Source organism: Polaribacter sp. HaHaR_3_91 (assembly GCF_019278525.1).
Taxonomy (GTDB): Bacteria; Bacteroidota; Bacteroidia; order Flavobacteriales; family Flavobacteriaceae; genus Polaribacter.
Map to the genome: position 1 here is coordinate 789,245 of NZ_CP058986.1, position 12,198 is coordinate 801,442.

8 protein-coding genes and 1 riboswitch are annotated in these 12,198 nt (G+C 30.7%); of the genes, 4 read left to right on the top strand and 4 right to left on the bottom strand.

Going from position 1 to position 12,198, the window contains the following annotated elements:
- Positions 1-22: 22 nt before the first annotated feature.
- From H0I27_RS03250 to H0I27_RS03265, 4 genes are all read left to right on the top strand, one after another.
- Positions 23-517: a response regulator gene (locus tag H0I27_RS03250; protein WP_218732478.1), complete on the top strand. Its 495-nt coding sequence runs from the start codon at positions 23-25 to the stop codon at positions 515-517.
- A gap of 576 nt (positions 518-1,093) precedes the next feature.
- A riboswitch (cobalamin riboswitch) is annotated at positions 1,094-1,281 on the top strand.
- 100 nt (positions 1,282-1,381) lie between these two features.
- Positions 1,382-3,391, top strand: a complete 2,010-nt coding sequence (locus H0I27_RS03255; protein WP_218732479.1) for a TonB-dependent receptor — start codon at positions 1,382-1,384, stop codon at positions 3,389-3,391.
- A complete protein-coding gene (locus tag H0I27_RS03260) occupies positions 3,388-4,527 on the top strand; it encodes a YncE family protein (RefSeq protein WP_254713135.1) in 1,140 nt (379 codons plus the stop codon). Before H0I27_RS03255 ends, H0I27_RS03260 begins: the two co-directional genes overlap by 4 nt.
- A 38-nt stretch (positions 4,528-4,565) precedes the next feature.
- Complete coding sequence (locus H0I27_RS03265; RefSeq protein WP_218732480.1) at positions 4,566-5,684, top strand: PKD-like domain-containing protein; 1,119 nt, start codon at positions 4,566-4,568, stop codon at positions 5,682-5,684.
- 108 nt (positions 5,685-5,792) lie between these two features.
- Here the strand turns inward: H0I27_RS03265 and H0I27_RS03270 are convergent, their stop codons facing one another.
- From H0I27_RS03270 to H0I27_RS03285, 4 genes are all read right to left on the bottom strand, one after another.
- Complete coding sequence (locus H0I27_RS03270) at positions 5,793-6,713, bottom strand: YeiH family protein (protein ID WP_218732481.1); 921 nt, start codon at positions 6,711-6,713, stop codon at positions 5,793-5,795.
- Positions 6,714-6,789: 76 nt separating this feature from the next.
- On the bottom strand, positions 6,790-7,674 hold the full coding sequence (locus tag H0I27_RS03275) for a LysR family transcriptional regulator (protein WP_218732482.1): 885 nt from the start codon (positions 7,672-7,674) through the stop codon (positions 6,790-6,792).
- A gap of 182 nt (positions 7,675-7,856) precedes the next feature.
- Positions 7,857-8,021 carry a hypothetical protein gene (locus tag H0I27_RS03280; protein ID WP_218732483.1) on the bottom strand — a complete coding sequence of 55 codons (165 nt, stop codon included), beginning with the start codon at positions 8,019-8,021 and terminating at the stop codon, positions 7,857-7,859.
- Between the two features lie 18 nt (positions 8,022-8,039).
- Positions 8,040-12,098: a T9SS type A sorting domain-containing protein gene (locus H0I27_RS03285; RefSeq protein WP_218732484.1), complete on the bottom strand. Its 4,059-nt coding sequence runs from the start codon at positions 12,096-12,098 to the stop codon at positions 8,040-8,042.
- Between the last annotated feature and the right edge of the window lie 100 nt (positions 12,099-12,198).

A 12,198-nucleotide genomic window follows, 5' to 3' on the forward strand; every position in this document is an offset into this window, starting at 1 on the left:
AGAGGTAGTTTGACTCAATTAATTGATGAACAGTGAATATATAAGTAACCCTTTATTTGAAAATGATGGAACTCCGCAAGAATTAAAATCAGGAGAAGAGTTTTCAGATTTAAAGATTATAATTTTTTCTGTTGAAGATAAACCTTATAAAATTCAGCATTTATATAAGAATATAAAGGTAGATGGCTATGTTTGGAAGAATAGAGACGGATTAAAAGAATTAAAGAATGCTATGCATGCAGTTTCTACAACAAATCAGTTTTATATTTCGCCAGAATTAAATACTACGGTTCATCCAAAGAAAGTTCTAGAGATTACCGATTTTGATGTTTTTTTAATAGCATCACTTTCTACGGAATCACTGCAAGAAGAAATAAGTAAAAGCCTGAAAAAAAAAGGGTGTTTTACCTCTAGTGTAAATGCTATAGAAAAAAGATTAAAATTTTTGAAGGAACATTTTAATGCAAGTAATCCTACGCATTTGGTTGCTATTGCTAAAGATTTTGGGTTAGTGTAATTTTTTTTAAAATAAAAAGGTGCTAATTATGGGAACCCGTAAAATTTATATGTTTTATTGGAATATCTTTGAATAGAAATTAGAAAAAGAAACTATTGAAAAGGAAAGAGTGCTCATTACAAGCCTTACGGAAACCCGTGAGGCTTTTTTAAGTCTTTGTTTTAACTCTAGTTTATTAAAAAATAATGCTATTTAGAAATATGTCATTATATAAATAAATTTGTTACAACTTCATTTATTATAATTTTTGTGTATTTTAATATTGTTGGGGGACAGTGTTTTCAGTCATTAAGTTATTTTATTTGAAGTTGTTTTTTTCTATACAATCTTTATAAAGCTTTTTAATTTTAAAACTAATGATCTTTATCATAGTTTATTTTTAAGTATTTTATTTTTTAAAGCACATATTCTACCTTTCAAATTAGTCATTTTTTTTACTTCAATAAAGTAGTATTATTGCTGCTTTTTATTCAAATTATTTGTGCTTTTTTTAGGTTTTAAGGAATAGTGAGGTTGTTTAGAAATAAACAATAAAAGCGTGTTGTTTATTCCTGAAAAGTAGATAAATTTGTACTTTATTTTTTAACTAAGAATGGTTATCAAGTTTAAAAACTTGATATTAAAATGGGAATCTAGTTTAATTCTAGAACTGTCCCGCAGCTGTAAGCTCTAAAGTTGAAATCCGAATAGTCACTTTTCGAAAGAATGGGAAGACCGGGTGGAAGGAGTAAGTCAGAAGACCTGCCATTTTTTTATTAATTCATTAAGCTTTCGAGGATTGAAGCTAGAATTAGGAATCTGCCTATCTAAAATTTTAGATATGTAGCACTTCTCTTATTCTATCCTCGTACGCAAAATTTAAGTATGAGGAATTCTTTTTTACATTCTTTTTGGGGCATATTTTTGATTATAGGGTGCTGTAATTCGAGTTTTTTACATGCCCAAAAAATTGATTCAACAAAGGCAGTTCAGCTTAAAGAAATCTTTTTAGTAACCAATAAAGAGAAACTTAAAAAACACTTTTCACCAGTTACTGTTCAGACTTTAAGTGGGAAAACTTTAAGTCGTTTAAGTAATTCTAGTGTTGCAGATGCAATTCGTTTTTTTGGAGGAGTTCAGTTAAAAGATTATGGCGGAATTGGTGGTATAAAAACCATAAATGTAAGAGGGATGGGCTCGCAACATACCGGTGTTTTTTATGATGGTGTTCAATTAGGTAATGCACAAAACGGACAAATAGATTTAGGGAAATATTCTGTACAAAACATGGAGGCTGTTTCCCTGTATCAAGGGCAGCGTTCAGATTTAGATCAATCTGCAAAATCGTATGCTTCTTCCAATAGTATTTATCTAAAGTCTAAAACACCTCAATTTTCAGAAGGGAAAAATAGTAATACCAATGTCAGTTTAAAAACAGGTTCTTTTGGACTGGTGAATCCTTCTGTAAATTTAGACTTCAAAATTAATGACCACTTAAGTGCACGTCTTAGTACCGAATATCTAAATGCCAACGGTAAATATAAATTTAGATACACCAATGGAAGTTATGATACAATAGCAACGCGTAATAATGCAGATATTGAATCTTTTAGGGCAGAAGCGTCTTTGCATGGCTCGAACGGAATTAAGAATAATTGGAATGTAAAACTATATCATTATGATTCTGAACGAGGATTGCCAGGAGCTATCGTTGCCAATCGTTTTAAGCGTCCTCAACGTTTATGGGATCGAAATAACTTTCTGCAAGGTGCATTTACAAACCATGTAAACGACTTTTATTTTTTTGTGTTAAGAGGTAAATATGCGCATAATTATTCTCGTTATGTAGATCCAGAAATTATAAAAGTGGATGGTGAGTTAGATAACCGATATACACAAGAAGAATATTATCTGTCAATGGTAAATACGTTTCAAGTTTTACCGTTTTGGAAATTATCCTTGGCAACAGATTTACAAAAAAACACGATGGATGCAAATTTGTATCGATTTTCATATCCTAAAAGAATCACGCTTTTATCAGCTTTAGCTGCCGATTTTAACTTTGATAAAATTCACATTCAAGCAAGTTTATTAAGTACAACAGTAGATGAAACGGTACTATATTATGAAGCTGCAGAAGATTTACAAAAGTATTCGCCTACAATTATGATGAATTGGCAACCTTTTAATTCTAATAAATTTAGAATAAGGAGTTTTTATAAAGAAATTTTTAGACAACCCACTTTTAATGATTTGTACTATACGTTTATCGGAAATACTTTTTTAGATCCGGAAGATGCTACTCAGGTAAATCTTGGGTTTTCTTATCAAACTGACTTTAAAAAAACAGCATTTGATGTACAAGCTGATGTGTATAAAATTTGGATACATAACAAAATTGTTGCAGTACCAGGAGCTAATTTATTCCGTTGGTCTATGTTTAATTTAGGTAAAGTAGAAACAACCGGAATAGAAACAAATGTAAAAGCGAGTGGAAGTATAGGTAAAAAATTTAAGTACAATACCAACCTAAGTTATACGTACCAAGAATCTATAGATGTTACTGCTGGCGCTAGTAATTACGGAGATCAAATTCCGTATATACCAGTGCATAGCGGTAGTATAAGTGCTATGATAGATTACAAAAAATTAGAATTTAATTACAGTTTTATTTATACAGGAGAAAGATATAGCCAAAAGGCAAACATCAGTTCTAATTATTTAGATCCGTGGTTTACACACGATTTAAGTTTGGGAAAAACGCTCTTATTTAATCAAAAGAAATTAAAAGTTTTAGTAGCAGTAAACAATGTCTTTAATCAACAATATGCGGTAGTAAAAAACTTCCCGATGCCTGGGAGATCCTATCGTTTTACTTTAAATTTTTTATTATGAACAAAAGAAAATTAAGTGTACAGATTGCATCAGCTTTAGCTGTTGTATTTTTTTTCAATGCATGTAGCAGCAATGAGAATTTTGATGACTCAGTAAATCCAGAAGTTCCCACAGAACCTATTGTAGAATTAAAGGGGTTTTATTTATTGAATGAAGGGAATATGTCTATGAATAAAGCGGCTTTAGATTATATGGATTTTGAGACCGGAATCTACGAAAAAGAAGTTTTTAGAACAGCAAATCCAGAAGAAGTTGGTGGCTTGGGAGATGTTGGTAACGATATGGGGATTTATGGTTCTAAATTATATGTGGTTGTAAATGCATCTAATAAAGTAGAGGTTTTAGATGTAAATACTCGTAAAAAAATTAAGCAAATAAATGTTGATAATTGCAGGTACATTAAGTTTTACAACGGAAAAGCGTATTTAACAACTTACTTAGGTAGTATTGGAGATCCGAATGCTGTAAACGGAAAAATCATGGAAATTGATACTACAAGTCTTAGTGTTACGCGTTCTGTGGATGTAGGTAGACAACCCGAAGAATTGGTGATACATAACGATAAAATCTACGTGGCAAATTCAGGAGGGTATAGTCCGCCAGAGTATGAATCTACAGTTTCTGTAGTTGATATTGCTAGTTTTGAAGAAACAAAACGTATAGAAGTAGACATCAATCTTCATCGTATGCAAATTGATAGTGAAGGGGACATTTATGTTTCTTCTAGAGGAGATTATTATCAAACACCTTCTAAACTTTTTGTAATTGATACAGAGTTAGATGAAGTAAAACAAACGTTTGATTTGGCCGTAAGTAACATGACTATTTTTGATGATATTATGTATATCTACAGCACAGAATTTAGTTATCTAACAGGAGAAAATACAATTTCTTATAACAGGTTAGATACAAAAACAGAAACCATTCTTACTGATTCTTTTATTGCAGATGAAGATAAAGCGCTTATAAAGATTCCTTATGGTATTACGATAAATCCAGAAACTAAAGACATTTTAATTACCGACGCTAAAGATTATGTAACTCCAGGAACATTGTATTGTTTTTCATCTGAAGGTGCTTTTAAGTGGTCTGTAGAAACAGGAGATATTCCTAACAAAGTAGTATTTAAATATTAATAATTATCATTCAATAACCAACTTTTTAAATTAAAATTATGAACAAATTTAGTCAACTTTTAAAACCACGTGTAGTTTTCTTAACCTCTTGCTTTTTAGTAATAATGGCATCGTCTTGTACTTCAGAAATAGACCTTTTTGGTGTTCCTCCTGTAATTGAATTATCAGAAAAAAATAATGATATAGAAATATTAATGGGTGAAACCATTAATTTTTCGGCAATAAAAATGAATGATGCAGAATACACAGAAGAATGGTCTTTAGAAGGTAGTGTTACATCTTCTACAGCTACTTATGATTTTATTCCAGAAAAAACTGGAACTTATACCGTAACGTATAAATCATCTAATAATGCAGGTGTATTTAGAAATGAGTATACTATTGTGGTAAATGCAGTAATCCGTCCTATTACAGAGGAAAGTAATTTGTATGTAACAACTTTACTAGATTATTTACCTGCACCTGGTCAAAGAATTAATAGTTCAATTGGTACTTTAGAAGGAGCTAAAACTCTTGAAGGCAAAAAAGGAATGGTTACTTTAGGAGCATGGGGAGGTACTGTTTCTTATACTTTTGATCATACAGTTATAAATACAGAAGATGCAGCTGATATAATGATGTATGGAAATGCATTTTCTGGTTTTGCAGAACCTGGTGTTGTTTGGGTAATGCAAGATGAAAATGCAAATGGAATTGCAGATGATACTTGGTATGAAATTAAAGGAAGTGCAGATGCTTTAGAAGGAACCATAAAAAACTATAGTGTAACTTACTCTAGACCTAATGAAGATTCAGAAGTTGTAACTTGGACAGATAGTGAAGGAGAAAGTGGTGTTATATCAACAAAATTTTACCCAGAATTTATTACAGAAGATTCTTATACAATTACAGGGACTCTTTTGACAGATAATAATATTGACATGAGCAACCCTAGCTGGATTAAAAGTAACGCTTTTGAATATGGATATGCTGATAATACTCCAGGAGGTGATAAATTAGATATTTCAGACGCTGTTGATAACGAAGGAAATACGGTAAACTTAACAGGAATTGACTTTATTAAAGTTCAAACAGGAATCTTAGCAAATATGGGGTGGTTAGGAGAACTTTCTACAGAGGTAACAGGAATAGCAGATTTAAATATGTTAGACAATTAAATAATTTGTTTTAGTATAGGGTGAATGTTAGTATTCATTTCTATTTTTAATTGAAACCTAAAAACCTCTTCTTAATCATTAAGAAGAGGTTTTTTTTAATTATTATCTTTATTGTGTAATGTATATGAGTGAAAAAATAGAGATAAATATCCACAAGCTTAATGCAAGTATAATAGGTTTTATTCCTGTTGATTTTAAGTCTTTTATAGAGATTGTAGTTCCTACAAGAAACAAGGTTACTACCAAGGTTCTTTTAGAATAAAAAACAATTTCAGAAGTAATTGCTGTAGGAATTAAATGATAACTATTTATAAAAATAGCTACCACAAAAAGTAAAATAAAATAAGGAATTGAAATTTTTTCTCCTTTTGTTTTAAAAATAAACATAGATAAAATAGCCAAAGGTATTATCCAAAGTGTTCTTGATAGTTTTACTGTTGTAGCAATTCTTAGTGCTTCATCTCCATAACTTAAGGCAGCACCCACAACAGAACTAGTGTCATGTATAGCAATAGCACACCACAATCCAAATTGTTCTTGAGATAAATGTAAAAAATGTCCTATAGCAGGGAAAACAAACAAGGCTATAGAATTTAATAAAAAAACAAGACCTAAAGCAATACTTATCGTTTTGCTATTTGCTTTAATTACTGGAGAAATAGCGGCAATGGCACTTCCGCCACAAATAGAAGTTCCTGAGGTAACTAAATGCCCTAGTTTTTTATCTAATTTTAATAACTTGGTAAGTATTAAACCCAAGCTTACAGTTAAAAAGATAGAGAAGAAGGTAAGACTAAAAGCTTGTTTACTTGTTGCTAATGTTTCTTTAAGTAGCATTCCAAAACCCAAACCTACTACCGCTACTTTTAAAAGGATATGAATTGCTTTATAGCTTTTAGATTTAAATGGGCTTTTAAAGATAATAGCAAATACAAAACCAAGTAATAAAGCCGTTGGACTATTCATTGGACTAAATAGTGCAAAAATTATAATTAAGAAAAAGATAATTTTAGGGAATGTCGTTTTCATATCGAGATTTATTTATCGATACAAAACTAAGGACTAAGAATAACTATTAAGCAAACTAATTTATTGTTTAATATAACTAAAAGTTATAGTTGTTTAGTGTGTATTTTTCAAAGTAGCTCATTAGGTTAGATTGATACCCTGTTCTAGAAACAAAATAAAACCATCTATCAATAGAAAAGTCTTTTACATCTATTATTTTAAGCTTGTTATTTGTGAGTTCTTCAGAAATAGCATGAATAGAAATAAAGGCAAAATTATCAGAATTTAAAAGATAATTTTTAATTGCCTCTGTACTGTTTAGTGTTACCACTGTATTTAGTTTTTTAATGTGGTATTTATTTAAATGTTCTACAACTATTTCTTTAGTACCAGAACCTAGTTCACGCATAATAAACGGAATTTTTTGTAAAACTTCTAAACTAATAACTCCTTTCTTAAAAGTGTTGTTTTTAGCATTTGTAACTAACACAATTTCATCTTTCATAAACTTACTAAACTGTAATTTACGATTGGTGTTTTTACCTTCTATAATTCCGAAGTTTAATGTTTGGTTTAGTATGAGTTCTTCAATATCGTCTGAGTTTCCAGCAGTTATTTCAAATTTAGTATTAGGAAATTGTACTCTAAATTTTGCAATTACTTTAGGCATAATATAATTTGCCAAAGTGGTACTCACACCAAAGTTGATTAAATCTGGATGATTTTCATTTTTATGCAAGAATTGATTTTCCATTTCTGCATAAATTTCTAAAATTTTATTGGTGTAAATTAAAAACGCCTTTCCTTCATTTGTTAATTCTATGGAGTTTCTTTTTCTTAAAAATAAGGTAGTTTTATAAGATTCTTCTAAATTTCGTATTGATTTAGAAATAGCTGGCTGAGAAATAAACAATTGTTCAGCAGCTTTTGTAAAACTTAAATATGTTGCAACGGTTTTAAAAATAAGAAGTTTTGTTTTCATCAGCAGTTTAGTCTAAAATAGAATTATCAGTAAAATGAATCTATTATTTCTTTGATAGCCTAAAGGTACGTGTAATCTTATTATTCTATAGTTTGTAAACTGATAATTTTATAACACTGTTTGTAGAATTTATAATAATAAAAAACTCGATACTGTATTAGTATCGAGTTTTTTAAAAATTATTAAAATCCGTTTCCAAGATTCTCTGGAGCTGATGAAGCTTGAGATTTTTGAGGGCTTAAGATCATATAGGTACCTAAGGCTGTTAAAGCAGCATACTTTCCATACTTTCCTATTTCTTTTAGAGCTTCTTTTCTATCTATTTTTTTGTTGTCTTTAATATTCATGTGTTCGTTATTAAGAGGTTAGTCTATAATTATTTTTTTAGAAACTGATTTTCCTTCAGCAGTAACTTTTACAAGGTAAACTCCTTTAGAAAGACCATTTAAATCTAGAGGGCTATATTTTTCTGAAGATTGGTTTTCTTTTAATATAGTTTTACCATTAAGATCAAATAAATCAATTTTTAAAGTTCCAGTGTTTATTCCTTTTATTTGTAAGAAGTTATTCTGATTAAAAATCTGAATTTTTGATACATCATCTGAAATTACACTTAGAGCTTGTGAAGAGATGTGTACATAAAAACGTCCAAAACCACTAGTATCACTACTTAATGTTAATGTGTGTTTTTCTGTATCGCTTAACTCGTAAGAACTACCAGTCTCTTTATCTTCTAAGAAAATTTTTAATCCTTCTGGTAAATTACTATTTAAAGCAGAAAAAGTAATTTCTTCATTCGCTTTTCCTTTAAGGTTTAAAGGAACTATTTGATTTTCGTAATCGTTATTAGGTATAGACTGAATTGTATAATCTTTATCGCTAGAGTTGTCTAATAATTTAGTTGTTAAGTCAAATGCCGATGAATTAAAATTGATAATATCTTTTCCTGCATCAAATCCTATAGTTGCATCTTCAGAAAAGATAATATCTGTATTTACTTTTATAGCTCCTTTTGCAACATATAGTTTTACAAAAGGTGTTGTTTCCGTAGTTTTACTAAAAGTATGATTACCTGTTAATGATGTTTTAGTACCTAAATAAGCATTGTTAAAAGTAACTATTTCATCAGTTCCAGATGGTTTCATTTTTATAAAGAATCCTTGCCCTGGAGCCAATACTTTTAAATCTGCAGAAGCATCATTTGTAAAAGCAACATATTTTTCTTGGCTATTTTCCCAAACATATACTGCTGGCGCATCAACTGCAAGTTTTGTTGTGTTTTCTAAAATAAAGTTTCCTGTAGCTTCTTTATTTGCTGGGTAATATGCTGTAAAAGGATTACCAACTGTAACCCATTTGTTATGCGTGGCATCTATATTTAAAGAACTTGTTTGTATAGTACCTGTAAAAGTAACTTCACCATCTGTTCCTTTAGACATAGAATATCCAATACCTTTTTCGAACTCTACATCTGCATCAATGTTTACATCAAAATATTCCCATTTTTCACTGGTTGCATTTACATCATTATATTTAGCAATTGCATATCTGTTTGGATCTGTGCCAGTATCTGTATTCTTTCTGATATCATTATTTGCATCTAAAGCAAAATCTTTTACTTTTTGTCCTGTAACGGGTGGTGTAACAAGACTCCATTTAGAAGCTAATAAACCACCTCTAACATAGGTTACTTTACCTGTGCTATTTCCTTTTGCAATTAATACACCACTATTATCTGTATCAGAATATATGTATATACCGCTATTTGTAGAATGAGAATCAACATCATTTTCAACTGTTAAGTCAGCATTTTTTTCAATATTTAAATAACCACCGTCTGCAATTTCTAAAGATTTTGCAACGGCACTATTAGAATCTAAAGTTACCTCTTCGGATGTTTTTATAAAAACATCATCTGCAGTTGTTGGTAAAGTTTTACCTTCCCAACTAGAAGTGTCTGACCAATATACGTTTGCAGGAATTGTATTATCAAAATATTTTTGGTCATTATATACCCACATACCTCTACCAAATGTACCAACATAAATGTTTCCGTTATTCGGACTTATCTTAATATCACTAATTCTTACATTTGGTAAATCGGTACCTAATTTAGACCAGTTGGTAGTAGAATTGTCGGTAAAATAAACACCTATTTCTGTAGCTAAATAAATAGTTTCATTATTTTTATTTGGATCTAAAATAACTTTAAACATGATGATATTAGGTAGGTCACCACTAATATTTGTCCAAGTATCTCCGTTATTTATACTTTTATACACTTTATTTCCTGCACTGTAACTTTTTACTGTTGCATATACTGTGTTTGTATTAGGTACAGCGTATACGCTATTAATCTTAACACCACTTGGGCTTGCTATGGTAGACCAAGTTGCACCGTCATCTACACTTCTTTTAAGTGTTGAAATTTCTGCAATTTCTCCAATTGCGAATATTCTAACAACAGCATTATTAAGAGAAACGTCTAAAAATTCTGTTTTTGTTAACCCTGAGCCAAGTGCTGTAAAAGTATCCGAAGCTCCATCATTATAATCAAGGTCCACATCACCACCTTTATCTGTAGTTCTTTTTACATCTCCATGACCTACATAAATGATGTTAGCATCTGTTGGATGCGTAGCTATAGGAGAAATAAATGCCGCATTTGCTGCATCTGACTTAAGAATTTTGATAGCTGAAGCGTAACCATTTGCATAGCCATCATCAGTTCTACTTAATTGGCCATTAGTACCCCCTAAATATCTAATATTAGGTTCAGCTATATCAATAGCAGTTCCTGTTCCGTCTCCTGCAACAGCTGCAACCCATTTTTGTTCTCCGCCTTGTAAAACTTTAGAAAAACCATCATTATCTTGGTTTGCCATCATATAATCATCGCCATTTAAACCATGAGTAATTGCAATATTATAAGATTGTGTTATAATTAATCCGCTAGAAATATCAGGGAAATCTGCATCTGAAGTTGGTGAAAAAGACCCCATTCTTAGTCCTGCATCATTTCCATTGATAATATGAGAATTATCTGTAAATAAGAAAAAGTGATGATCTGCATGTACGTGAATTTGACCAGCAGGTAGTGGATTTGAATATGCATTTAAAACAGGAGTAAAGGTATCTCCATTATCTGTAGATTTCCATCCTTGTACACCACCTACCATTAAATTATTTGGGTCTGTTGGAGAAAGTGCGATACATTGTATATACCCATGTTGAGAATCAAATGGTGTGTCAGTACCAAAAATTTTTGCTGTAACGTTAGTAGATTTTGCTATATCTGCCGCAGTATCATCAAAGTCAAAATAATATTTTCTAAAAACCCCGTCTTGATTAATACCATAAAAATAATCGTTATCTGCCGGAGAAGCGGCGATTCTTAATATTTTTGAGCTATCACCACCTGGAAAAGCAGGATGTACTTTAAAGTTATTTCCACCATCTGTAGAATAATAAATTGCATCCCAATAATCTGATACCACAATTTTGTTTGCATCATTTGGGTCAAAAACCATTGATTGGAATTTGGCTTCGTAAGCAATTGGGGTAGAACCATTACTTGTAACAGTCATGTTAGTCCAAGTTGCCCCACTATCTGTAGATTTTTTTATCTCAGAGTTTGTTAATGCAAATATTGTGGAGGTGGAACCAGGTGCAAAGGCTATATCTCTTATATATTCATTTTCAGATAAAGAAAAAGTAAGTCCGGTTGGTAGCCAAATTTCTCCTGCATCTGTAGACTTAAATAAACCTATAGAACTAACATGTTGACTATCTCTATCTCCGGTTGCCATATAGAGAATATTTGTATTTGTTGGATCTATTAAAATATCTGTAACCCCCATACCAGCAAGATTATCCGTTTTTGGAGACCAAGTAGCACCACCATCTGTAGTTTTCCATAACCCACCAGAAGGAGTACCTACATACATAATCATAGGATTATTAGGGTCTAAAGCGTTTGGGTCTACAGCTACAACATCAACTCTACCAGGACCAGGGTAATCGAAATTACCATTTTTTTCTACAATTTTTGTTGGACCAATTTGTGTCCAAGGTTTTACAGTAGAAGAAGATCTTGCTAGTGTGTTAGCCTTGTTTTCTAATAAATTTAAATAGTCTTGTTTGTTTACTGCTTCTTTAGGAAAAGTACCGTCTGCATTTACTCTATCTTTCCAAATCCAAACCCAACGTTCAAATTGTTTTTTTTCTTTTTTCTCTAATCGAGTTTCGGCTTTTTTAGCGTATTTACTTTTTTCTATAAACTGCTTTCTTGTTTTATTTACAATTTCAAAGAAATTACTATTTTCTTTTAAAGCTTCTTTTTTATAATTTATTGTTTGTGCTTTTACCTGAAAGCAACCAATAAAAAATAAAGTAAAATAAACGATGTGTAATGTATTTTTCATGTTTTATTTAATGTTAAAAGTATGTTAATACAAATATCATATTTTTTTAATTTAAAAACATTCAGGTTCAATAAATAAAACTACGCACAAGCTACGCACT